The organism is Streptomyces sp. NPDC018031 (assembly GCF_044327625.1).
Lineage (GTDB): Bacteria > Actinomycetota > Actinomycetes > Streptomycetales > Streptomycetaceae > Streptomyces.
In genome coordinates this window covers 628,282-650,866 of sequence record NZ_JBIRFT010000001.1, presented here as the reverse complement: position 1 = coordinate 650,866, position 22,585 = coordinate 628,282, and the positions used below count along the sequence as shown (strand labels likewise).

Below are 22,585 nucleotides of genomic sequence, written 5' to 3'. Positions count from 1 at the left end.
TCACCGGTACCGCCCCTAGGCGAGGCGGACACGTGGGTCGATGACGGCGTACAGCGCGTCGACGACGATGTTGGCGATGACGATGGCGGTGCAGCTGAACAGCATCACGCCCATCAGCATCGGCAGGTCCTTCTCGGTCACCGACTCCACCGCGAGCCGGCCCAGCCCGTGCAGGGTGAAGGTGAACTCGGTGACCATCGCCCCGCCGAACAGCGATCCCAGGTCGATGCCGACGATGGTGACGATGGGCGCGACGGCGCCGCGCCAGGCGTACCGGAAGAACACCGTGCGGCCCGACATGCCCTTGGCGCGGGCGGTCCGGACATGGTCCTCGTTCAGCTGCTCGATCATCTGGGAGCGGGTCATCCGGCTGTAGTTGGCGATGAAGATGATCGACAGCACCAGCCAGGGCAGCAGCATGCCGCCGGCCCACCGTGCCGGGTTCTCGCTGATCGGGACGTACTCCGGGCGGGAGATCAGACCCCAGGAGTCGACCAGCAGCCACAGCGCGATGGTGCCGACGAAGTAGATCTGCAGCGAATTGCCGACCAGCGACAGGGAGCTGAAGAACTTGTCGACGAAGGTGCCGCGCCGGGCGGCGGCGATCATGCCGATGGAGACGCCGATCACCAGGAAGACCACCGCGCCGCCGAAGGCGATGGACAGCGTGGTCGGGTAGCGGTCGAGGATGGTCTCCCACACCGGCTGGGAGTTGCGGAACGAGTAGCCCAGGCAGGGGGCCGAGCAGTGGCCGATGTCGAAGTCGCGGCCGGCGAAGATCCCCACCAGGTAGTGCCAGTACTGCACCGGCACCGGGTCGTCGAGCCCCAGGTTCTTGTTGATGATCGCCAGGGCGTCCGGCCCGCAGTTCTTCCCGCAGGCCAGCTGGGCGGGTTCGGAGGGCAGGGCGAAGAACAGGAAGAACGTGATCGCGCTGATCAGCAGGATGATGACGATCGCGCCGAGGGTGCGGCGCAGCAGGAATCGGAGCATGGCGTCGCGGGTCTTCCGGTACGGGCGCCGTGGCGGCCAGACGGATCGGGAGGGCGGCCGGCCCGCCGCCGGGCGGCGGACCGGTGCGCGGGGTCGACGGGCCGGTGCGCGGGGCCGGCGGCGGGGCGGGGGCCGCCCGGCCGCCGGCCCCGCCGGACGCACCCGCCCGTCGGGTCGGCGGTGCCGGGCTACCTGACGTACACGCCGGTCGGGTCGGCGGTGCCGTAGACGGGGTGGTACTTCACGCCGCCGATCCCGGAGCCCCAGATGTTCCACTGGCGGTTGTAGAAGATCGGTACCGCCGGGACGTCCTCCACGAGGATCCGCTCGGCCAGCGCGACCCAGGCGGCGGACGCCTTCTTCACGTCGGTGATCCGGTTGATGCGGTCGATCTCGGCGTCGACCTCGCTGTTCCGCAGGTGCCAGTAGTTCTGGTTGCCGTCGGAGACGTTGCGGCCGTCGAACAGCGGCGGGACGACCGTGGAGCCGACCGGCCAGTCGGCGCCCCAGGAGGCCCGGTAGATGTCGAACCTGTTGTCCACCTTGGAGATCTCGGTGGAGTAGTTGTTGGAGTCGACCTCCTTCTTCTCCACCGAGAACCCGGCCCGCTCCAGCGCCTGGGTCACCACCACGGACACCTTCTGGTACTCGGTGGTGTTGGGGTAGGCGTAGACGATCTTCTGGCCCTCCTTGCCCGCTTCCTTCAGCAGCTTCCGCGCCGTGGCGACGTCACCGGCCGGGAACTTCTTCTTCCGGTACGGGTCGATGTCCTTCCAGCCGGCGAGCGAGGGGGCGAGCAGGTTGCCCGCGACCTGGCCGGCGCGCGGGCCGCCGAACTGGCCCAGGATCTGGCCGTTGGGCAGCGCGTAGGCCAGCGCCTGGCGGACCTTCCTGTCCTTGATCCGCGACATGTTGATGGCCATGTAGTCGACGTACGGCTGCACCTCGTTGAAGGTGCGGTCCTCGGTGGAGGAGTCCTTCAGGACCGAGGGGCCGGTCTCCACGGTGACCGCGTTGGTGAACGACATGGCCTCCCGGTCGCTGCCGCGCTGCGCCAGCAGCCGCCGCGAGGAGTCCGGTTCCTGCACGCCGAACCGGATGTCGAACCGCTCCGGGTACTGGTGGCGCACGGCGTCCGTGGCGGGGTCCCACTGGTCGTTGCGGACCAGCGTCAGCTGCTTGCCGGCCTTCTGCGTCCCGATCTTGTACGGCCCGGAGGAGAGCGGGCGCCGGTCGTAGGTGGCGCCGGGGTCCTTGCCGGGCTCGGAGGGCACCGCCCCGATGTTGGGCATGGCGACCGCGTACGGGGTGTCCGCGTGCGGCTCCTTGAAGTGGAAGACGACCGTCTTGTCGTCCGGGGTGTCCAGCACGTCGGCGGGCAGGTGGTCGCCCTTGTACGGGCCGTCCGGCAGCGCCTTGCGGAAGGACTGCCCGGTGCCGGAGAGCCACTGGGGGATGAACTGGGGCCCGTCCGTGGCCCACGCGGCGTACAGCCGCTCCACGCTCTGCCGGACGTCGGCGGAGGTGATCGCTGAGCCGTCCTCGAACTTCAGGCCGTCCTTGAGGGTGTAGGTCCAGGTCCGGCCGCCGTCGGAGGAGGTGCCGGTGTCGGTGGCCAGGTCGCCGACGAGTTTGACCTTCCCGTCGGTACCCACCTTGTAGGTGGTGAGGGACCGGTTGTAGAGGGTCTGCGCGGTCAGCTGGTCGGCGTAGTAGATCTGGGCCGGGTCCAGATAGGTGAAGGCGTCGCGCTGCAGGACGTTGACCGTGCCGCCCTCCTTGGCGCCGGCGACCGGGGCGGCCGGGCCGGTGGAGTCGGCCTTGGTGCCCAGGGAGTAGTTCTCGGCCCGGGTCTTGTCGGGCCCGGAGTCGGGGGTGCCGTCCGTCCCGCCGCTGCCCCCGCCGCCGCTGCTGCAGGCGGAGAGCACCAGGGCCCCGGCCGCCAGGGCGACGGCGGTCAGCCGCGCCCGGTGTCTGAAGGATGACGTCATGGTCGTGTGCACCTGCCTAACGCTTCGTCTTCGGATCGAACGCGTCCCGGACCGAATCCCCCAGCAGGTTGAAGGCGACCACGAAGATCACCATGGCGATGCCGGGGAAGAACATGTAGGTGATGTCGTTCTGGTAGTGCCGGGCGCCGGTGGCGAACATCCGGCCCCAGTCGGGGGTGGGTTCGACGATGCCCACGCCGAGGAAGGACAGGCCCGCCTCGGCGGTCACGAAGGCCGGCAGCATCAGCGTCGACTGGACCAGGATCGGGGTCCACAGGTTGGGCAGCAGCTCCTTGCGGATGATCCGCCAGGGCGAGGCCCCGGTGACCTTGGCGGCCTCGATGAACTCCCGCTCGCGCAGGCTGAGCACCTGGCCGCGGAGCAGCCGGGCGAGCCCCATCCAGCCGAGCGCCCACATCACCAGGATCAGCGTGATCACCCGCAGTGCGGTCGGGGTCTCCTTCTCCGGGCTCACGAACAGCGCGTACACCACCGGGGTGAAGGCCACGAACGACAGCTGGGCGGGGAAGGCGAGGAGCAGGTCGATGAACCGGCCGAGGAAGTAGTCGGTGCGGCCGCCGAGGTACCCGGCGGTCACCCCGACCACGATCCCGGTGATCACGCAGAGCACGGTCACCGCGGTGGCGATCAGCAGCGAGGTGCGGATGCCGTACAGCAGCTGGGTGAGCACGTCCCGGCCGAGCTGGGGTTCGAGGCCGAACCAGAACTCGCCGTCGATCCCGCCGTTCGGCTTGACCGGGTAGGAGAACTCGTTGAGCAGGCCCGGCCGGTCCAGCCCGTAGGTGGTGTACGGGTCCTTGCCGTACAGCCGGGAGATCACCGGGGCGAACAGGGCCAGCACGAAGAAGACCAGGACCACGTACGCGGAGATCACGCCGGTGCGGTCGCGCTTGAACCGGCGCCACATCAGCCGGCCGGGGGAGCGGCCCTCGGCCGGGGGTGGAAGGTCGGACGGGGTGGTGCCGGCGGCCGGTAACGCAGCCCCGGCGGCCGCCGGGGATCCCGCACGGGACGGACTCGTCATCTCGTAGTGCCCCCCGCAGTTCTACTCGCGTCATGCACCGAAGCCCTCGCTCGGGTAGAGCGGACTTTCGCAACGGTTCCAACACCCGGTCAAGAGGCCGGAGTTGGGCAATGCGGCCGGTCCGGCCTTCTTGGTCGAAGGGTGAGCGGATCGAGGTGGGAGCGTGCTTGACAGGAGCATGATCGCGAGACGATACCGGGGCGAAAAGACGTCAAACCCGTTAACACAGCGGCAACTTCACCGTCTCGGCACCGATATACGGACGCGGCACGCTGGGGAACGTACGGCCGTGCGGGTGCCGTAGACCGGCCGGGGTGCACCGTGTCATCCCGGCCGGTCACCCTTCGGCTTTCTTTTCCCACCCGCGCGGTTCCGGGAGCCGGTGCCGGGGGGATACCTAGGGGCATGGGGCAGGGACGGATACTCACGCGCGGAGCGCGCGTCTTCGGAGCGGTCGCCTGCGCGGCGCTGGCACTGATCTCGCTCGCCTGGATCATCCGGGACCTCGGAGAGGCCGACGAGACCAGCCACCTGTGGTGGACCTGGGCCGGACTGCCCTACCGCGTCCCGTGGGGCGGGGTCTTCGGCTCCTCGCTCCTCGACGCGATCCTGCTGGTGCTGGCGGTCTTCGCCGGCGTCGCCGCACTGCGCTCGTCCGCCGCGGCCGGCGCCCTGGGCGCCCTGGGCCTGATCACCGTGGTCCTCCGGCTGCCGCTGGTGTGGACCGTCCAGGCCGACTGGCTGGACGCCGCGCCCATCGCCGACGGGCTGCGGACCCGGGCCACCCTCACCGGCTGGGGCGGCCTGCTCCTGGGCGTCGCGCTGCTGGTCGTCGCGGCCGCCGGACGGCGCCCGGCCGAGCCGGCCGACAGCGTCCCCGGGGCCCCGCCCGCCGACCGGCCGGCCACCGTGCCGGGGCCCGGCGCGGCCGTCGCCGCGGTGCTCTTCCTCGGCTCCGTCGGCTGCGTGATCGCGGCCTGGCAGATCTACTGGGCGCAGGAACTGGGCTGGGACACCTACCGGCACCTGCTCAGCGGCAAGCACGTCTTCGTCACCCTGCTCGCCCCGCCCGCCGCCTGGGCCGCCTGGGCGGCGGTGCTGCTCAGCCTGGTCGCGGCGGCCGCGGCCGGGGCCCGCACGGCGTACGCCAGGCCGCTGGGCATGATGGCCGCCGCGATCATCCTCGTCGACGGGATCGCCGACACCTCGGTCTACTTCAAGACGGAGTACATCGAGCACTTCGAGGACCTGCCCACCCGCGAGACGCTCGCCGTGCTCAGCTCCTTCTTCGAGGTGCTCGCCGGGTTCGTCGCCCTCGTCGCGCTGGCCCAGCGCGGCCTGCGCCCCGGCGAGTCCTGGCCGGGCGCCGGCTGGGGTCCCGGCCACCCGACCGGTGCCGCCCCGGGCGGCCACGCCGGGGCGACCGGACACGGGTACGGACCGGGCTACGGATACGGCGCGGCGGACGGCGGGCCGGCCCCGGCCGGGTACGGCGGCGGGACGCCCGGCGGCCCCGCGGTACCGGGCGGTGCCGTACCGCCGCCGCCCGCCGGGCCGCCCCCGGCGTCCCCGCCGCCGCCCCCGTCCCCGCCGCCCGGCTGGTGACCCGCGGGGCCGGCGCGGGCCGGCCGGGCGCGCCGGACGCCGGCCGAACGCTCAGGCGGTGGAGCGGGGCAGCCCCAGGGACCGCTTGAGGAAGTCCACCTGGAGCAGCAGCACGTTCTCCGCGACCTGCTCCTGCGGCGTCATGTGCGTCACCCCGGACAACGGCAGCACCTCGTGCGGGCGGCCGGCCGCCAGCAGTGCCGAGGACAGCCGCAGGGTGTGCGCCACCACCACGTTGTCGTCCGCCAGCCCGTGCAGGATCATCATCGGCCGGGCCGGCTCGACGGCCCCGGTCAGCCCCTCGTCCGTCACCAGCGAGTTGGCCGCGTAGACCGCGGGCTGCTCGTCCGGGTGGCCCAGGTACCGCTCGGTGTAGTGGGTGTCGTACAGCCGCAGATCGGTGACCGGGGCGCCGACGATGCCCGCGTGGAACACGTCCGGCCGGCGCAGCACCGCCAGCCCCGCCAGGTAACCGCCGTACGACCAGCCCCGGATGGCCACCCGCCCCAGATCCAGCGGGTGCTCGGCGGCCAGCGCGTGCAACGCCGCGACCTGGTCGTCCAGCGTCACCTGGGCGAGGTCGTCGCGGATCGCCTTCTCCCAGGCCGGGGAGCGGCCCGGGGTGCCCCGGCCGTCCGCGACGATCACCGCGAAGCCCTGGTCGGCGAACCACTGGGAGGTCAGGTGCGCGTTGTGGGCGGCCACCACGCGCTGCCCGTGCGGACCGCCGTACGGGTCCATCAGCACCGGCAGCGGGCCGTCCGCGTCGCGGTAGCCCTGGGGCAGCAGCACCGCGCAGGGGATCCGGCGCTCCCCGGCGCACAGCAGCCGCGGCCGGGCGGTGAGCACCGGGCGCTCGGCACGGGACTCGACGCGGGCCAGCCGCTCCTCGGTCCAGCCGCCCTTGCCGTCCGCCTCGTCGCGGACCTGCCGCACCACGTCGTACTCGGCACCGGGGGCGTCCGGGGTGGCCCGGACGCGCACGATCACCCGGGTGCCGCGGGACGCCGACTGGACCGCCGGAGCCCCGCGCTCGTCGACCCGCTCGGAGCCGGCCGGGCCGCCGGGGTCCCGGAACGAAGCCCGGTACACCGTGATCTCACCCGGCCGCTCCGCCTGCCCGCCGGGGGCCCCCGGCGCCGGCACGGCGCCCGGCGAGGCGGAGAACAGCACGTCGTCCTCGCCCACGTCGAGTACGGCACGGACATGGAGTTCGCCCGTGGTCAGCGCGCGGTCCCCGACCATCAGCACCCGGCCGGCCGGCTGCTCCGCCCCCTCGCCGGCCGGCTGGTCGGTGATCCGGACCAGCCGGCCGTCCGGGGTCCAGGCGGGCACCCCGAGGAAAAGATCCAGCCAGATCGGGTCCTCCTCCACCAGCACCGTCTCGGTCCGGCCGGTGGCGGTGTCCACGGTGAGGTACGCCTGGGCCCGCTGGTCGCGGGTCTGCACCAGCAGCAGCGGCGGGCCGTACGCCGACCAGTGCGCCCGGGCCAGATACGGATACCGCGCGCGGTCCCACTCCACCTCGGTACGCGTCCCGTCCAGGCCCAGCAGACAGAGCGTCACCTCGGCGTTGGGCGTGCCCGCGGCCGGGTACGCGACCTCGGCCGGCGGCCGGCCGGGGTGCGCCGGATCGGCGATCCACCAGCGCCGCACCGGCGCGTCGTCCACCCGGGCGACCAGCAGCGACGTCCCGTCCGGCGACCACCAGAAGCCCCGCGTCCGGTCCATCTCCTCGGCGGCGATGAACTCGGCGGTGCCGTAGGAGACGGTCGCCGACTCCGGCTCGGCCAGCGCGCGGTCCGCCCCGCCGTCGGCGTCCACCACCCGCAGCGCGCCCTGCACCGTGTAGGCGATCCGGCGCCCGTCGGGGGACGGCCGGGGGTCCACCACCGGCCCCGGCACGGCCAGTTCGCGCGCACCGCCGCCCCGCAGGTCGGCCAGGAACAGCCGCCCGGAGAGGGCGAACGCCGCCCGTTCCACGGCCTTGTCGACCGCGTAGCCGACCACGCCGGCCGACCCCTCCCGGCTCCGCTCGCGCCGCGCCCGCTCCTCGGCCGACAACTCCTCCGCCGCGCCGCCGAGCAGCGCGACGGGATCCGCGGCCGCAAATTCGCGGCCCGCGGCGAGATCGAGCACCCACAGCAGATTGGCTCGATCCGTACCCGTACGGGAACGGAGGAAGACCACCCGCGCGTCGTCGGGGGAGACGGTGAAGGCCCGTGGGGCGCCCAGGGTGAAGCGCTGGGTACGCGCGTGCTGCCGGGGGAACGAGAGATCTCCGGTGGTCTGCTGTGTCATATGCCGAGACTACGGCTCGAGAGCCGGCCACGGAGTGGTTGGCGGGTAGACGTCGCTGACCTGCGTCAGACGGTCCCGCTCGGGCTCAACTCGCAAGTGCGAACAGGCATGCGCCCCTGTCATGCTCCCGTGCACCGAGTCATGCGCGCGGAGTCATAGCTATGATCCACTGCGCATAGTGGGTATGACTCACGAGCATCTACAGGTTGACCGTCAACTCGCTTACCGGAGGTGAGCCGCTGTGGCACTCTCGATTTCGGCGGCAGTGCTGCTGCTGATCATCGTCGTCCTGCTCATCAAGAAGTCCGGGCTGAAGGGCGGGCACGCGATCGTCTGTGTGCTGCTGGGGTTCTACCTCGCCAGTTCATCGGTCGCGCCGACGATCGACGACCTGACCACCAACGTCGCCGACATGATCGGCGACGTCAAGATCTGAGCCGCGGGTCCGGCGATCTTCCGGGCATCCCTCCGTAGGCAACCGTTCGCACCGGGTTAACCGTGGGTGCCGACGGGCTCGTAGTCTGTTCTCATGACCGCCCGCCCGTCGCCCACCCCCACCCTCAACGGAAGCTCCCCCGGACTTCGTCCGGGGGTGCCCCCGGCGCGCCCCGGGACAGGCCCGTCGCCCACCCCCACCCTCAACGGAAGCTCCCCCGGACTTCGTCCGGGGGAGCCTGCGGCGCGCCCTGTGACAGGTACGTCGCCCGCTGACCTCGCCAACGGCCTGCCGCGCCGCCGTCTGCTCCTGGTGCACGCGCATCCGGACGACGAGACGATCAACAACGGCACCACCATGGCCAGGTACGCGGCCGAGGGTGCCCACGTCACGCTGGTCACCTGCACCCTGGGTGAGGAAGGCGAGGTCATCCCGGCCGGTCTTGCGCACCTCGCCGCCGACCGCGACGGCGGCCTGGGCGAACACCGGATCGGCGAGCTCGCGGCGGCCATGAAGGAGCTCGGCGTCGCGGACCACCGGTTCCTCGGCGGGCCGGGCCGGTTCCGTGACTCCGGCATGATGGGCGTACCGCAGAACGACCGGCCCGGGGCCTTCTGGCAGGCCGACGTCGACGAGGCGGCCGCTCATCTGGTGGAGGTCATCCGCGAGGTGCGGCCGCAGGTGCTGGTCACCTACGACCCGCACGGCGGCTACGGGCACCCCGACCACATCCAGGCGCACCGGGTCGCGATGCGCGCCGCCGACCTCGCCGGCGAGCGGGCGTTCCGCCGGGACCTCGGGGAACCGCACCAGATCGCCAGGATCTTCTGGAACTGCGTCCCGCGGCCGCTGGTCGAGGAGGGCTTCGCCCGGCTGCGCGCGGCCCGGCCGCAGCCCTTCCCGGGTGTCGGGGTGCCGGAGGACGTTCCCGGCCTGGTCGACGAGGCCGAGGTGACCACGGTGATCGACGGCGCCGGGTACGGCGCGGTGAAGGCGGCGGCGATGCGCGCGCACGCCACCCAGATCGAGGTCAGCGAACCCTGGTTCGCCCTCTCCAACGGGCTGGGGCAGCCGCTGCTGGCCACCGAGTACTACCGGCTGGTGCGCGGCGAGGCGGCCGCCGGTACCGAGCACGACCTGTTCGCGGGGGTGTCCGCATGACCACAGCCGACCGTTCGGACCGGGCCCGCGCCACCGCGGGCACCGCATCCGCCGGGACCTCCCCCGGAACGCCGGGCAAGGCGTCCGCCAAGCCGTCGGGTAAGACGTCGGGCAAGGCGTCCGCCGGAACGTCGGGCAAGGCGTCCGCCGGCCGGGCGGCGGGCCGGGCGTCCGCGGGCTCGTCGTCCGGCCGGGGCGTCGCCTCGTCCGGCCGTGGTGCCGGGGGCGCACGCCCCGGGGGCTCCGGTTCAGGCCCGGGCGCCGGAGCGCGCCCGGGCGGCGCGGCGCCGGTGCCACCGGGTGGTGGCGCCCTCGCGCTGCGGATCGGCGGATACCTCTTCCTGGCCGTCCTGGGCGTCCTCACCGGCATCGCCGGCGCGCTCGTCCAAGCCGCCTGGTTCCCGGGCGGGTTGCTGCTGGCGCTGCTCGGACTGATGGCGCTCACCTACGGCGGGGTGCAGCTCACCCGCACCCGGCTGGGCGGCGTCGTGCCCGCCGTGGGCTGGGCCGTCGTGGTGCTGTTCCTCACCGCGAGCCGGCCGGAAGGGGATTTCGTCTTCACCGTCGGCGCGGGTTCCTACGTCTTCCTGCTGGGCGGGATGGTGGTAGGTGTGATGTGCGCCACGATGTCGAAGGTGCCGCAACCGGGCGGCTCGACGGCCCGACTTGGTAAGTGACGGGGCGTTTTCGGCATAACGTCCCTGAGATGCTGGGTGCTGCGCCGGAATTCCGTCGGTTCGGGTGATGCGGCGGTCGCCGCCTGAGCGCGGCCGGTGCCCAGTATGGTGGTGCGCGCCGCCGAGCCTCCCCTCGCCTACGGCATGGGGAACCCCATCGCGCGAATGAGACGGGCGGCGGAGCTAACTGGGAGAACCTGCATTGAGCCGTGAATCTGACAGTTCGTCCTCCGGACCCCGGGGCAGCGGCGGCGCCGCGTACCCGTCGGGGACCCCGCCGTACGGATCGCGCCAGTACCCGTCGCTGAATCCGACGCAGCAGGCCCCGTTGGACGGCCCCGGCGAGGCGGAGCCGCGCGGCGCCGCCCTCCCGGAGGAACCGAAGACCGAGACCACGCTGACCACCCGGATCAAGATCAACATTCCGGGGTCGCGCCCCATCCCACCGCTGGTCATGCGCAAGCCGGTGGGCGAGGAGGGAGCGGCGGGCTCCGGCGTGGAGGAGGAGCACACCGGCGGCACGGCTCGCCCCGACGCGACGCTGGACATGGGCGCCACCCGCCGCCGGCCGGAGCCGCCCGCCGCGCCCGAGGCCTCCGCCGCCGAGCCGGAGAACGCCGAGCCGGAGAAGACCAGCGACTGGTTCGCGCCGCGCAAACAGGCCCGCGCCACTCCGGCCGCCGCGGCCGGCCAGGCCGCGGGCCGGCCCGGGGACGCCGCTCCGGCCGCGCCTCCGGCCCCGGAGACCACCCAGCAGTTCCCGGCCCCGCCACCGCCGCCGGCCGGCGGTCCGGGCCAGGGCCCGGACGTGCCGTACTTCGGGGACGGCGACCCGGCCCAGACCGGCCCGACCGCGATCACCCCGGACCTCGGCGGCGGCCGCGACGGCCTGGGCACGGACCCCATGGCCGGCGACTTCGGCAACGAGTTCGGCAGCGGCCCCGGCAACGACTTCGGTAACGGCCCCGGCAACGACTTCGGCAGCGGGCCCGGCAACGACTTCGGCGGTGGGTTCGGCAACGAGTTCGGCAACGGGTTCGGTGCGGACCAGGGCGCGGGCCCCGGCAGCGGCTTCGGCGGCGACCTGGGTACGGACCCGCTCTCCGGCTTCCACCCGGAAGGGCCGTCCGGCACGACCGCCGAGCATCCGCTCGGCCACTTCCCGCCCGGCCCGGCCGGACCGACCACCAGCGGCACCGGAGAGATGCCGCCGCCGCCCGGCCTCGGCGGACCGCTGGGCACGCCGCCGCCCGGCCCGGGCGCGCCGCTGGGTGCCCCGCCCGGCCCGCTGGGGCCCACGCCCACCCCGCCGCACGGCTCACCGGTCGTGGGCGGCCCCGGAGCCACCGCCGAGACGCCGCAGGGCGGCCGGATGGTGGGTCCGGACCTGTTCCGCGACCCCGAGCCGGCCCCGGGCGGCCAAGTGCCCGCACACGTCTCGGGCGACACCCTGGTCAGCGGCATCCCGGTGGTCCCGCCGGCGGAGAAGAAGAAAAAGAACAAGTCCGGCGCCGGGCCGAAGCAGGGCTCGGGTTCCGGCTCCGGTTCCTCGCCGTTCCCGACGTTCGAGGGTGACTCCTCCGCGCTCGACGCGCTCACCGCGGCCAGCGCCGCCCCGCCGAGCCCGCCGGCCGCCGCCCCCGCTCCCGCCGCCGCGCCCAAGCCGGCCGGCAAGCCGAGGAAGAAGGGGCGGAACAAGCTCGTCCTGCTCGGTGCGGCGCTGGTCGGCGCGGTCGGCATCGCGTACGCCGCGGGGCTGGTGATGAACCACGCGGACGTGCCCAACGGCACCACCGTCCTCGGCGTGGACATCGGCGGCAGCTCCAAGGAAGAGGCCGTCGACAAGCTCGACAGCAGCCTCGGCAAGCGGGCGCAGGCTCCGCTGAAGGTGACCGTGGACGGTGAGCAGCACCAGCTCAAGCCGTCCGTGGCGGGTCTGTCGCTGGACACCGAGGGCACCGTCCGGGAGGTCTCCGGGCGCGACTACAACCCGGTGAACGTCATCGGTTCGCTGTTCGGCGGCACCCGTACCGCGGAGAGCGACCCGGTCATCGTCGACGAGGAGAAGCTCTCCGACGCGCTGGAGCGGCTCGCCGGGGAGTCCGGCTCGGCCCGGGAAGGAACGATCAAGTTCGTCGCGGGTGAGGCCGAACCGGTGTACGGCAAGCCCGGCAAGGGCCTGGACGTGGAGAAGGCCGTCGCGGCGGTCTCCGAGGCGTACCGGAACCGGGCCGAGACCGGTGAGGACAAGGCCGTCGAACTGCCCGTCGTGACCCGCGAGCCCAAGGTCGGCAAGGCCGAGGTCGAACGGGCGATGCAGGAGTTCGCGGAGCCCGCCATGTCGGGCTGGGTCTATCTCCAGGCCGGCGGCGTGGAGGTGCCCTTCAGCGAGCAGACCATCGGCGAGATCCTGACGATGAAGGCCGGCGACGACGGCAGGCTGCAGCCGGTGATCGACCCGGAGAAGCTGAAGGCCAAGTACGGCCACGCCTTCGACAGCGTCGTGATCGACGCGGGCGCGGGCCAGGTCGCGATGACCCCGCAGCACGCGGCGGCGGCGATGACCCAGGCGCTGCGGAAGACCGCGCCGGCGCTGCCGGACAAGCGCGTCGCGCTGGTCGAGGGGGCCAAGAGCGGCTGACCGGCGTCCGGTCGTCCGGGCATCGCTGAAACGGGGCCGCTCCGCCGAAGGGCGGGGCGGCCCCGTTCGCTGTCCGGGGCCCGGTGGGGGCGGCACCAGGGCCCGGCGGACGGTGCACCGGGCTCCGAGGGCCGTCCGGGCGCTCGGGGCCCGCTGCGGGGCCCGGTAGCCCGGGAGCCGGCCGGGCCCGGCCACGGCGGGCGGGCCGCGGGCGGGGCGGTCAGCGGGCGGTGCCGGCCGGGGACTCCCGCAGCCGGCGCCACTCGGGCGCCAGTACCGACCAGACCTCCATGTCCAGGCGGACGCCCCGGTGCGGGTAGCTCTCCCGCAGGACCCCCTCGCGGACCATCCCCAGCCGCTCGGCGACGTGGATGCTCGCGGTGTTGGTGGAGGCCGCCAGCCACTCGACGCGGTGCATCCGCCGCTCGTCGACCGCCCAGTCGATCAGCACCCGGACCGCGCGGGTCACCAGCCCGCGGCCGACCGCCGACTCCTCCAGCCAGCAGCCGACCTCGCAGGTGCCGGCCTGCGCGTCGAAGGTCCGGAACAGGACCCCGCCGACGAGGGTGCCGTCCACCCGGATCCCGTACAGCCGCCCGGTGTCGGCGGCCGCCTTCTCCGCGTAGGCGCGCAGGAAGGCGGTGGCCGACGCCAGGTCCGTGGCCCGGTCCGGCAGGGCGATGGTCCGGCCGACGAACTCCCGGCACCGGTCCATGTGGGCCAGGTACTCCTCGGCGTGCCGCGGCTCCAGCGGCGCCAGTTCGGCCCCGTCCCCGCCCAGCGATATCGCGAACATCCCGCTCCTCCACACCCCCGATGACCTGCCCGACCGCGGGCAGGACGGTACCGGCGCGCCGCGCGCCCCGGGCGGCATCGTCGCACACCGGCCGGGCGGTGCCGGGTCGGTGGCGCAAGCGCGCGGCCCGGTGGCCCGGCGCGGCCCGCGCGGCGCTCAGTTCAGCAGCGCGCGGGCCGCCCGCGCCTGCTGCCGCACGGTGTCGGCGGCGTCCGGTTCCAGCGCGGCGATCACGTCCGCGTACTCCTCCATCTCCCGGGCCCCGGTCGCGAAGTCGCCGCGCCGCACGAGCAGTTCCGCCCGCTCCAGGCGCAGCCGCGCCGGGTGGCTGGGGAGCAGCAGCGCCAGCTCGACCGCCCACAGCTGTACCGCGGAGCGTTCCGGGCGGGCGGCGGCCCAGGCGCGGATGTTGTTGAGGATGCGCAGCATGATCTCCAGCGGGCCGGCCGGGCCGAGCATGGTGGGGTTCAGCGGGGCGCCGGTGGCTCCCGCCACGAGCAGCGCCGCGTCCTCGGCGGACAGCACCCGGCCGCCGTCGAAGGGGTCGGCCAGCACGTGGTCCCCGTACGGGTCGCCGAAGCCGACCACGAAGTGCCCCGGCAGCGCCACGCCGTACACCGGGGCGCCGGCCCGCCGGGCCACCTCCATCCAGACCACCGAGAGCAGGATCGGCAGTCCGCGGCGGCGGCGCAGCACCTCGTGCAGCAGCGAGGAGTCCAGCCGCCGGTAGTCGGCCGGGGTGCCGTGGAACCCGCACTCCTCGCCGAGCACCCGGGCCACCGCCCGGGCCCATCCGGCGGGGCCGTCTGGGGCGTAGGGCAGCAGCCCGGCGAGCCGGTCGAGTTCGATCTGGGCGGCGTCCAGCCCGGCCTCGTCCAGCTCCGGGTCCGCCTCGGCCCCCAGCAGCAGGCACAGCAGGGCCAGGTCGGGGCGCTCCTCGCGAGCGGCCTCGGCGAACCGCCGGCGCCGCTCGGTGGCGCCGCCCGGGTCCGCCGGGCCGTCCGTGCCGGGGGTGTCGTTCATGCCGTGCCTGCCTGCATTCCGTGCCCGCCTGGCGTCCGTGGGTGTCCGTCCGGCCCGGTCAAGGCTGGTCCCGCCGGGGCCCGCGCCAGTGATGGTAGGCGTGGTGGCGGCGGAAGCCCATGCCGTCGTACAGCGCGCGTGCACCGTCATTGTCCGCCTCCACCTGGAGGTACGCAGCCGAGGCGCCCTCCTCCAGCGCCCTGCGGGCCAGTGCGGCCATCACCTCGGTGGCCAGCCCGGTGCGACGGCTTTCGGGGGCGACCTCCACCGCGGTGAACCCGGCCCAGCGGCCGTCGACCACGCACCGTCCTATGGCCGCGGGCGCGGTGCCGCCGGGCTCGCCGGTGCCGGCCGCCGCGGCCGGGACGGTCGCGAACCAGACCGAGGGGCCGCCGCACAGCACCCGGACGACCTCGGGGCCGGGGCGGCCGAACCGCTGGTAGCGGTCGAGCCAGCCGGGCGGGATGTCCCGGGACAGCGTGACGCGGCCGGTGTCCGCGGTCAGGTCGGCGACCGGCGCGAGCGCCCCGATGTGCACCTCGGCGGACATCTCCCGGTCCCAGCCGCGGGCCTCCAGGTCCGCGGCGAGCCGCTCCTGGGTGTCCTGCGCCCCGGTGCTGGTCTGGACGTAGGCGGGCAGTCCGCGCTCGGCGTACCAGGCCGTCACCCGCCGCAGCGCGGCGTCCAGCGGTATCCCGGGGTCGCCCAGCGGCAGGACGGAGTTGGCGCGCCGGGTGAATCCGGCGGCGGCCCGCAGCTCCCATCCACCGAGCGTCTCGCTCTCCAGCGGCGGCCAGGCGCGGGCGGCCACCAGGTCGAGCTCCCGGGCGGTGGCGGCGGGCCCGCGGCGGCGGGCGGGAGCGGCCGGAACGATCTTTCCGGCCACAAGTGCGGATTCCGCGATACGGACGGTTTTGCCGGACCTGGGTGTGATCTCCAGCACTCCTGAGGTCCAGGATGTGAGCACGCCCACCGTATCGGTAAACCTTTCGGGAGCTTCACCGGATTCGTACCGGCGCCGGACGGAAACGCGTTTCCCCACGTCAGCGGGGGTAATGCCGACCTCGTACCGTCCGCCGGTGGTGAAATCCACTGCCCTCTCCGCCCCTCATGTTCGACTGGTGCCCAAGAACGGAGATACTAGGTGCGGGCATCGACGACGCCGCGCTCCCGCGCGCCCGCGGCGGAGCCGCAGACCGGTCCGCCGGCCCTACCGAGGAGGAACGACAGCGTGACCTACGTCATCGCGCAGCCTTGTGTCGACGTGAAGGACAAGGCCTGCATCGAGGAGTGCCCCGTCGACTGCATCTACGAGGGTTCCCGGGCCTTGTACATCCACCCGGACGAATGCGTCGACTGCGGTGCCTGTGAGCCGGTGTGCCCGGTCGAGGCGATCTTCTACGAGGATGACACTCCCGAGGAGTGGAAGGACTACTACAAGGCGAACGTCGAGTTCTTCGACGAGCTCGGCTCGCCGGGTGGCGCCTCCAAGCTCGGCCTGATCGAGCGGGACCACCCGTTCATCGCCGCGCTCGGGCCGCAGAACCAGTGACGCAGCAGTACCGGTAACCCGGTAACGAGGACGGCAGCGAGTTCCAGCGCCGCCCCGGTCCCGTACCGCCCACGCCTCCCACCGCCCCTGGGCGGGGGAGGCGGTCGGGGTTGTACGGGGCCGAGGCGTATCGCGCCGCGGGGGCGCCCGGCGCCCCGGCGGAATCGTTCGAGAAAGAAGAAGCACGTGCCCGCAGTCTCCGCCCGCCTCCCGGTCTTCCCCTGGGACCGTCTCGAACCGTACAAGGCGACCGCGGCCGCCCACCCGGACGGCATCGTGGACCTGTCGGTGGGCACGCCCGTCGACCCGGTCCCCGAGCTGGTCCAAGCGGCCCTGTCCGCCGCGACCGACACCCCCGGGTATCCCACGGTGTGGGGGACCGCCGCGCTGCGGGACGCCCTCACCGGCTGGGTGGAGCGGCGGCTGGGCGCCACCGGCGCCGGCCACCGGAACGTGCTGCCGCTGGTCGGCTCCAAGGAGTTCGTGGCGGCGCTGCCGGCGCAGCTGGGACTCGGCCCGGGCGACCGGGTGGCCTTCCCGCGGCTGGCCTACCCCACCTACGAGGTGGGGGCGCGCCTGGCGGGCGCCGAACCGGTCGCCTACGACGACCCGACCGAGCTGGACCCGGCCGGGCTGAAGCTGCTGTGGCTCAACTCCCCCTCCAACCCGACCGGACGGGTGCTGGCGAAGGACGAGCTGCGGGCCGCGGTCGCCTGGGCCCGCGAGCACGGCGTGCTGCTGGTCAGCGACGAGTGCTACCTGGAGCTGGGCTGGACCGCCGAACCGGTCTCGGTGCTCCACCCGGACATCTGCGGCGGCGGCTTCGACGGGCTGATCGCGGTCCACTCGCTGTCCAAGCGCTCCAACCTGGCCGGGTACCGGGGCGCCTTCGCCGCCGGTGACGCCGAGGTGCTGGGCGAGCTGCTCACCGTGCGCAAGCACTGCGGGCTGATGGTGCCCGCCCCGGTGCAGGCCGCCACGGTCGCGGCGCTGGGCGACGACGACCACGTGGCGGAGCAGCGCGAGCGGTACGCCCGCCGCCGCACCGCGCTGCGCGAGGCCCTGGAGGCGTACGGCTTCCGGATCGAGCACAGCGAGGCGTCGCTGTACCTGTGGTCCACGCGCGACGAGCCGTGCTGGGACACCGTGGGCGCGCTCGCCGAACTCGGCATCCTCGTGGCGCCGGGCGACTTCTACGGGCCCGCGGGCGGCCGGCACGTCCGGATCGCCTTCACGGCTACCGACGAGCGGGTGGCCGCGGCGGTCCGCCGGCTGGCGGGCTGACCGGAGGCGGCCGGCCGGAGGCGGCAGGTGCCCGCCCGCCGGGCGCGGACCGGCGGGAGCGCGGCGCGGTGACCGGTCCCGGGGGCACGCCCCGGCGGACCCGCGGCAGACACGGCGAAGGGCCCGGGGAGCGGACGCTCCCCGGGCCCTTCGCACGGAGGTCACACGCGGTGCGGAGACGGCCTGACCGGATCCGCGGAGGGTACCGGCGCGGGTCAGCGACCGATCGCCGGCAGCGTCTTGACCGGCAGCTTGTCGGTCGACAGCAGCCCGCCGACGGGCAGGTCCCCGGTGGTGGGCAGGCCCTTGGCCGCCTTCCCCTTCCCGCCGTGCTTGGCGGCCTTGCCCTTGCCCTTGCCACCGGGCAGGCCCTTGCCGCCGACGGCCTTGGTGGCCTTGCTCAGGGTCTTTCCGGCGGCCGGGATGCCCTTGCCGCCCACCTGGCCCGCCGTCTTCCCGAGGGACTTGGTGGCGCCTTCGGTGGTGGCGCCCACGTCGGCGAGGTCCGGGGTGCTGATCGAGCCCAGCTTGGTGACCTTCGGCAGCTCCGCGGCGCTCGCGGCGCCGGCGACGCCGACCACCGGAGCTGCGCCCGCTGCGACCAGCAGCGCGGCTCGGGCGATCCGACGCGTGAGGGGGAGGGACATGATGCTCCTTTGACGGAGGGATGTTGGGGATCTGCTGTCCGGCGGGCGGACGCAGTGCATATCGCCTGAGCCGCGCGAAGGTTTCGGTGCGCGAGGGTAAAGAATGAGCAATGCGTCGGATAATCCGCTGCGGAGCAAAACGGGTCATCCTCCTGTCCGACAAGGGGCGGCGGAAACGTCTCGGCATTGCTCTGACCGTGTGGCGGACGTATCCGGCAGCGGTCTTCACGCCGACCGTGGAGCGTCAATTCCGACGCGCCGGGCATGCCACCCCGGAGCGAACGGCCGCACTAGTGCGCGACGGTGATGCGCACGTCGTGCTCGGGGGCCCGGCCGGTGTTCCGCCAGCCCTTTCCGGAATCCCTCGCGGACCATTCCCGCCCGCGGTAAGAGACGCGTTCGATGCGCAACTCGGCCGAGTGAGCCACCGCCCAGTGCGCCAACTCCCAGCCCCGCCGCGGCGCGTCGTCCCCGTCGGTGCCCCGCACCGGCACCACGAGCACCCGGTCGTCGTCCCGGTCCGCGCCCGCACCGCCGTCCGCCGGATCCCCGCCCGGACCGGCCGGTTCGCCCTCCGGTGCGGTACCCGCGGGCGCCGTCACCCGCGGCCCGAACTCCTCGCGCAGCACCTCCCGCACCCGCGCCGGATCACCCGCGGTCCCGTCGTCCGGCGGCCCCGGGCAGCTGAACGCGCCGTCGGCGCGCCCGGTCAGCACCTCGGTGAGCACCACGGCTTCCGTCTCGTGTTTGGCGTACGCCTGCGGATATCCGCTGCGCTGCACCCGCTGCGCGGCGACCGTCAGCGGCAGCCGCGAATAGCCCGGCACCAGCACCAGCTGATCGTAGAAAGCCCCGGCCGAATACACCGGATCGAGAATCTGCTCCTCGGTACCCCAGCCCTGGGACGGGCGTTGCTGGAACAGTCCCAGGGAATCCCGGTCGCCGCGCTTGATGTTGCGCAGACCGGATTCCTGCATCGCGGTGGCGAGCGCGATGGTCACCGCGCGCTGCGGAAGACCGCGCGCCGAACCCACGGCCGTTATGGTGGCCGCGTTCACGGCCTGCTCCGGATCGAGCGCCACCGACTCGCCCTCCGTCCGCGCGAAGCAGCGCGGCGGTCCCCCGCCGCCGGTCAGCAGGTGCGCGACCACGTACCCGGCCAGCGCCAGCAGCACGGCACACGCCGCCCCCGCACGCAGGAGCCGGGCGCGGCTGGAGAAGATCGCAGGGGGCACCCGCCACACGCTACTGGAGCGCCCCGCTCCCCGGCGGGGCAGGGCGGCGCCCGCGGGTTGCCGCACCCGGGGCGCCCGGCGGTTGTCGCACGCCCCGCCGGCGGGCGCGCGATGGCCTAAGGTCGCCGGCATGGAACACCGCGCACTCGACCTGTCCCTGGACGCCGCCCGGCTGACCGCCCAGCTCGTGGACTTCCCCTCGGTCAGCGGCGACGAGCAGGCTCTCGCCGACGCCATCGAACAGGCCCTGCGCGCCCTGCCGCACCTGACCGTGGACCGCGACGGCGACGCCGTGGTGGCCCGTACGAACCTGGGGCGGGCGGAGCGCGTGGTGCTCGCCGGACACATCGACACCGTGCCGATCGCCGACAACGTGCCGTCCCGGCTGGACGCGGACGGCGTGCTGTGGGGGTGCGGCACCTCCGACATGAAGTCCGGGGTCGCGGTGCAGCTGCGCGTCGCCGCCACCGTGCCCGCCCCCAACCGCGACCTGACCTTCGTCTTCTACGACCACGAGGAGGTCGCGGCCGAGCTCAACGGGCTCAAGCGCCTGGTCGAGCGGCACCCCCAGTGGCTGGCCGCCGACTTCGCGGTACTGCTGGAGCCCACCGACGCCAAGATCGAAGGCGGCTGCCAGGGCACCCTGCGGGTCCGGGTGGAGACCACCGGCCGGCGCGCCCACTCCGCGCGCAGCTGGCTCGGCGAGAACGCCATCCACAAGGCCGCGCCGATCCTGGACCGGCTCGCCGGCTACCTGCCGCGCCAGGTGGACATCGACGGGCTGCGCTACCGCGAGGGGCTCAACGCGGTCCGGATCGACGGCGGCCACGCCACCAACGTCATCCCCGACTTCTGCGCCGTGACGGTGAACTTCCGCTTCGCCCCGGACCGTTCGGAGGAGGCGGCGCTGGCGCACGTCCGCGAGGTGTTCGACGGCTTCGAGGTCACCCTCACCGACAGCGCCCCCGGCGCGCTGCCCGGCCTGTCGCACCCGGCCGCCGCCGCGTTCGTGGCGGCCCTCGGCGTCGAGGTGGCCCCCAAGGACGCCTGGACCGACGTCGCCCGCTTCTCGGCGCTCGGGGTCCCGGCGGTCAACTACGGCCCCGGCGATCCGAAGCTGGCGCACACCCGCGAGGAGCACGTGGCGGTGGACGCGGTGCTGACCGCCGAGGAGCGGCTGCGCGCCTGGCTCACCGCCTGACGCGGCCCGCCGGCCCGGCCGGCACGGCCCGCGCCGCGACCGGGCGGGCCGCCGCGCCGCCCCGCCGATACCGCCCGGCCACGGGCCGGACCGCCGGAATTCCGTTCTCCGTGGTCACCCGGGGCCTAGGCTGAACCAAAGATCCCTCCCCGGTGCCGGGGCCGCCCGGGACCAGGGGGAGGTTGGACGCGAAGGGAGCACACCATGGGCAACGCTGAAGACGAGCGAACGCTGCATGAGCAGCGGATGGGCCCCGTCGTGCGCCGTCGCGAGCAGATGCGGCCCGGCACCGACGATCAGGCGCTGCTGGACACCCAGCCGTCGGCGGCATGGGTGCACGAGGACCCGTTCCGGGTGATGCGCATCCAGTCCGAGTTCGTCGAGGGCTTCGGCACGCTCGCCGAACTGGGCAAGGCCGTCAGCGTGTTCGGATCGGCCCGCACGCTGCGGGACTCGCCGGAGTACGAGGCCGGGGTGCGCATCGGACGCGCCCTGGCGCAGGCCGGCTTCGGAGTGATCACCGGCGGCGGTCCGGGCGCCATGGAAGCCGCCAACAAGGGCGCCTGCGAGGCGGGCGGGGTCTCGGTCGGCCTCGGTATCGAGCTGCCCTTCGAACAGGGCCTCAACCCCTACGTCGACATCGGCGTCAACTTCCGCTACTTCTTCGTCCGCAAGACGATGTTCGTGAAGTACGCACAGGGGTTCGTGGTGCTGCCCGGCGGGCTCGGCACGCTGGACGAGCTCTTCGAGGCGCTGACCCTGGTGCAGACGAAGAAGGTCACCCGCTTCCCGATCGTGCTGTTCGGCACCGCCTACTGGACGGGGCTGGTGGACTGGCTCCGGGGGACCCTGGTCGCCGAGGGCAAGGCGTCCACGGCCGACCTGGAGCTGTTCCACCTCACCGACGACGTGGACGAGGCGGTCGCCCTGATGAGCAAGGAGATCGGCATCTGACCGGCGGCGACGCCGGTCAGGCCAGTCCCCGGCGGGCGACCGCCGGGGGCCGGTGACCGGCGATCGAGGACACCATGTCCAGCACCTGCCGGGTCTCCGCCACCTCGTGCACCCGGTAGACCCGGGCGCCCAGCCATGCGGAGACCGCGGTCGTCGCCAGGGTGCCCAGGACCCGCTCCTTGACCGGCTTGTCCAGCGTCTCGCCGACGAAGTCCTTGTTGGACAGCGAGACCAGGACCGGCAGTGGGGTATCCCCTGCTCGAGCGAAGCCGAGAGCCCGGGGAACGGCGGCCGTCATCTCGTCCAGCCGGCGGGTCGCCTCCAGCGAGTGCCGGGTGTTCTTGCCGAAGTCGTGGCCCGGGTCGATGAGGATGCCGTCCCGCCGCACCCCCAGCTCCACCGCCCGCTCCGCCAGCCCCAGGGTGACCCGGAGGATGTCCGCCATCACATCGTCGTAGGCCGCCCGGTGCGGCCGGGTGCGCGGCTGCGCTCCGCCCGCGTGGGTGCACACCAGGCCCGCCCCGTACCGGGCCGCGACCTCGGCCAGCGCGGGGTCGACCCCGCCCCAGGCGTCGTTCAGCAGATCCGCCCCGGCCTCGCAGACCGCCTCCCCGACCTCGTGCCGCCAGGTGTCGACGCTGATCACCACGTCCGGGAACCGCTTGCGCACCTCGGCGACGAAGCCGACCGTGCGGCGCGCCTCCTCCTCGGCCGAGACCTCTTCCCCCGGCCCGGCCTTCACCCCGCCGATGTCGATGATGGCCGCCCCCTCGGCCACCGCCCGCTCCACCCGGGCCAGCGCCGGTTCGTCGTGGAACGTCGCCCCCTGGTCGTAGAAGGAGTCCGGCGTCCGGTTCACGATCGCCATGATCACCTGCTCGTGCTCCGCGAACTCGCGCCGTCCCAGCCGCAGCATCCGTACTCCTTCTCCCGTGGTCGTGTTCGTCGTCGTGCGCCGGTGCCGTGGGCACGGGCCCCGGGGGCCGGTGCGGCGGCCGCCCACCGGGCCGGCCACCGCCTCGTTCCCCTCGATCCAACATGAT

Annotated in this window: 19 protein-coding genes; 9 read left to right on the top strand and 10 right to left on the bottom strand. The window is 73.7% G+C overall.

Annotation, left to right across the window (positions count from 1 at the left end; all coding sequences use genetic code 11):
* Positions 1 to 15: 15 nt before the first annotated feature.
* The 3 genes from ACH4B3_RS02770 to ACH4B3_RS02760 all read right to left on the bottom strand — a co-directional run bounded on the left by ACH4B3_RS02770 (position 16) and on the right by ACH4B3_RS02760 (position 4,029).
* Positions 16 to 993, bottom strand: a complete 978-nt coding sequence (locus ACH4B3_RS02770) for an ABC transporter permease (RefSeq protein WP_398460902.1) — start codon at positions 991 to 993, stop codon at positions 16 to 18.
* 188 nt (positions 994 to 1,181) lie between these two features.
* Complete coding sequence (locus tag ACH4B3_RS02765) at positions 1,182 to 2,984, bottom strand: ABC transporter substrate-binding protein (RefSeq protein ID WP_398460901.1); 1,803 nt, start codon at positions 2,982 to 2,984, stop codon at positions 1,182 to 1,184.
* Between the two features lie 16 nt (positions 2,985 to 3,000).
* On the bottom strand, positions 3,001 to 4,029 hold the full coding sequence (locus tag ACH4B3_RS02760) for an ABC transporter permease (RefSeq protein ID WP_398460900.1): 1,029 nt from the start codon (positions 4,027 to 4,029) through the stop codon (positions 3,001 to 3,003).
* A gap of 405 nt (positions 4,030 to 4,434) precedes the next feature.
* Between ACH4B3_RS02760 and ACH4B3_RS02755 the strand changes: the two genes are divergently transcribed.
* Positions 4,435 to 5,634: a hypothetical protein gene (locus ACH4B3_RS02755; RefSeq protein ID WP_398460899.1), complete on the top strand. Its 1,200-nt coding sequence runs from the start codon at positions 4,435 to 4,437 to the stop codon at positions 5,632 to 5,634.
* Positions 5,635 to 5,685: 51 nt separating this feature from the next.
* On the opposite strand, the gene ACH4B3_RS02750 is transcribed toward ACH4B3_RS02755, so the two are convergent.
* A complete protein-coding gene (locus ACH4B3_RS02750; RefSeq protein ID WP_398460898.1) occupies positions 5,686 to 7,935 on the bottom strand; it encodes a prolyl oligopeptidase family serine peptidase in 2,250 nt (749 codons plus the stop codon).
* A gap of 241 nt (positions 7,936 to 8,176) precedes the next feature.
* Here ACH4B3_RS02750 and ACH4B3_RS02745 point away from each other — a divergent pair, with 241 nt between their 5' ends.
* The 4 genes from ACH4B3_RS02745 (at position 8,177) to ACH4B3_RS02730 (ending at position 12,850) form a co-directional block, all read left to right on the top strand.
* Positions 8,177 to 8,371, top strand: coding sequence for a hypothetical protein (locus ACH4B3_RS02745; RefSeq protein ID WP_398460897.1), 195 nt, complete (start codon positions 8,177 to 8,179; stop codon positions 8,369 to 8,371).
* Between the two features lie 252 nt (positions 8,372 to 8,623).
* Positions 8,624 to 9,532, top strand: a complete 909-nt coding sequence (gene mshB, locus ACH4B3_RS02740) for an N-acetyl-1-D-myo-inositol-2-amino-2-deoxy-alpha-D-glucopyranoside deacetylase (protein ID WP_398460896.1) — start codon at positions 8,624 to 8,626, stop codon at positions 9,530 to 9,532.
* Positions 9,529 to 10,209, top strand: coding sequence for a DUF6113 family protein (locus ACH4B3_RS02735; RefSeq protein ID WP_398460895.1), 681 nt, complete (start codon positions 9,529 to 9,531; stop codon positions 10,207 to 10,209). Before mshB ends, ACH4B3_RS02735 begins: the two co-directional genes overlap by 4 nt.
* Before the next feature lie 202 nt (positions 10,210 to 10,411).
* Positions 10,412 to 12,850, top strand: coding sequence for a hypothetical protein (locus tag ACH4B3_RS02730; protein ID WP_398460894.1), 2,439 nt, complete (start codon positions 10,412 to 10,414; stop codon positions 12,848 to 12,850).
* A gap of 220 nt (positions 12,851 to 13,070) precedes the next feature.
* Here the strand turns inward: ACH4B3_RS02730 and ACH4B3_RS02725 are convergent, their stop codons facing one another.
* The 3 genes from ACH4B3_RS02725 to ACH4B3_RS02715 all read right to left on the bottom strand — a co-directional run bounded on the left by ACH4B3_RS02725 (position 13,071) and on the right by ACH4B3_RS02715 (position 15,762).
* The gene (locus tag ACH4B3_RS02725; protein WP_398460893.1) at positions 13,071 to 13,646 is read right to left on the bottom strand and encodes a GNAT family N-acetyltransferase; all 576 of its coding nucleotides are present in this window, start codon (positions 13,644 to 13,646) and stop codon (positions 13,071 to 13,073) included.
* Between the two features lie 156 nt (positions 13,647 to 13,802).
* Entirely contained in the window at positions 13,803 to 14,669 is an 867-nt protein-coding gene (locus ACH4B3_RS02720; RefSeq protein WP_398460892.1) for a tetratricopeptide repeat protein, read from the bottom strand.
* Positions 14,670 to 14,727: 58 nt separating this feature from the next.
* Positions 14,728 to 15,762: a GNAT family N-acetyltransferase gene (locus ACH4B3_RS02715; RefSeq protein ID WP_398460891.1), complete on the bottom strand. Its 1,035-nt coding sequence runs from the start codon at positions 15,760 to 15,762 to the stop codon at positions 14,728 to 14,730.
* Between the two features lie 138 nt (positions 15,763 to 15,900).
* On the opposite strand from ACH4B3_RS02715, the gene fdxA reads away from it, so the two are divergent.
* Both fdxA and dapC read left to right on the top strand, forming a co-directional pair.
* A complete protein-coding gene (gene fdxA, locus ACH4B3_RS02710; protein ID WP_398460890.1) occupies positions 15,901 to 16,221 on the top strand; it encodes a ferredoxin in 321 nt (106 codons plus the stop codon).
* 186 nt (positions 16,222 to 16,407) lie between these two features.
* Positions 16,408 to 17,505, top strand: a complete 1,098-nt coding sequence (dapC, locus tag ACH4B3_RS02705) for a succinyldiaminopimelate transaminase (RefSeq protein WP_398460889.1) — start codon at positions 16,408 to 16,410, stop codon at positions 17,503 to 17,505.
* A gap of 215 nt (positions 17,506 to 17,720) precedes the next feature.
* On the opposite strand, the gene ACH4B3_RS02700 is transcribed toward dapC, so the two are convergent.
* Both ACH4B3_RS02700 and ACH4B3_RS02695 read right to left on the bottom strand, forming a co-directional pair.
* Complete coding sequence (locus ACH4B3_RS02700) at positions 17,721 to 18,152, bottom strand: ATP-binding protein (RefSeq protein ID WP_398460888.1); 432 nt, start codon at positions 18,150 to 18,152, stop codon at positions 17,721 to 17,723.
* Positions 18,153 to 18,442: 290 nt separating this feature from the next.
* Positions 18,443 to 19,387, bottom strand: a complete 945-nt coding sequence (locus tag ACH4B3_RS02695; protein WP_398460887.1) for a hypothetical protein — start codon at positions 19,385 to 19,387, stop codon at positions 18,443 to 18,445.
* Between the two features lie 130 nt (positions 19,388 to 19,517).
* Between ACH4B3_RS02695 and dapE the strand changes: the two genes are divergently transcribed.
* Positions 19,518 to 20,588, top strand: a complete 1,071-nt coding sequence (gene dapE / locus ACH4B3_RS02690) for a succinyl-diaminopimelate desuccinylase (RefSeq protein ID WP_398460886.1) — start codon at positions 19,518 to 19,520, stop codon at positions 20,586 to 20,588.
* Between the two features lie 204 nt (positions 20,589 to 20,792).
* Complete coding sequence (locus ACH4B3_RS02685; RefSeq protein WP_398460885.1) at positions 20,793 to 21,542, top strand: TIGR00730 family Rossman fold protein; 750 nt, start codon at positions 20,793 to 20,795, stop codon at positions 21,540 to 21,542.
* Positions 21,543 to 21,558: 16 nt separating this feature from the next.
* On the opposite strand, the gene folP is transcribed toward ACH4B3_RS02685, so the two are convergent.
* A complete protein-coding gene (gene folP / locus ACH4B3_RS02680) occupies positions 21,559 to 22,458 on the bottom strand; it encodes a dihydropteroate synthase (RefSeq protein ID WP_398460884.1) in 900 nt (299 codons plus the stop codon).
* Positions 22,459 to 22,585: the final 127 nt, after the last annotated feature.

Excerpts from the sequence above, each read along its gene's own strand:
- ACH4B3_RS02770 (WP_398460902.1), bottom strand. The coding sequence starts at position 993 with ATGCTCCGATTCCTGCTGCGCCGCACCCTCGGCGCGATCGTCATCATC.
- ACH4B3_RS02765 (WP_398460901.1), bottom strand. The coding sequence starts at position 2,984 with ATGACGTCATCCTTCAGACACCGGGCGCGGCTGACCGCCGTCGCCCTG.
- ACH4B3_RS02760 (WP_398460900.1), bottom strand. The coding sequence starts at position 4,029 with ATGACGAGTCCGTCCCGTGCGGGATCCCCGGCGGCCGCCGGGGCTGCG.
- ACH4B3_RS02755 (WP_398460899.1), top strand. The coding sequence starts at position 4,435 with ATGGGGCAGGGACGGATACTCACGCGCGGAGCGCGCGTCTTCGGAGCG.
- ACH4B3_RS02750 (WP_398460898.1), bottom strand. The coding sequence starts at position 7,935 with ATGACACAGCAGACCACCGGAGATCTCTCGTTCCCCCGGCAGCACGCG.
- ACH4B3_RS02735 (WP_398460895.1), top strand. The coding sequence starts at position 9,529 with ATGACCACAGCCGACCGTTCGGACCGGGCCCGCGCCACCGCGGGCACC.
- ACH4B3_RS02725 (WP_398460893.1), bottom strand. The coding sequence starts at position 13,646 with ATGTTCGCGATATCGCTGGGCGGGGACGGGGCCGAACTGGCGCCGCTG.
- ACH4B3_RS02720 (WP_398460892.1), bottom strand. The coding sequence starts at position 14,669 with ATGAACGACACCCCCGGCACGGACGGCCCGGCGGACCCGGGCGGCGCC.
- ACH4B3_RS02700 (WP_398460888.1), bottom strand. The coding sequence starts at position 18,152 with ATGTCCCTCCCCCTCACGCGTCGGATCGCCCGAGCCGCGCTGCTGGTC.
- dapE (WP_398460886.1), top strand. The coding sequence starts at position 19,518 with ATGGAACACCGCGCACTCGACCTGTCCCTGGACGCCGCCCGGCTGACC.
- ACH4B3_RS02685 (WP_398460885.1), top strand. The coding sequence starts at position 20,793 with ATGGGCAACGCTGAAGACGAGCGAACGCTGCATGAGCAGCGGATGGGC.
- folP (WP_398460884.1), bottom strand. The coding sequence starts at position 22,458 with ATGCTGCGGCTGGGACGGCGCGAGTTCGCGGAGCACGAGCAGGTGATC.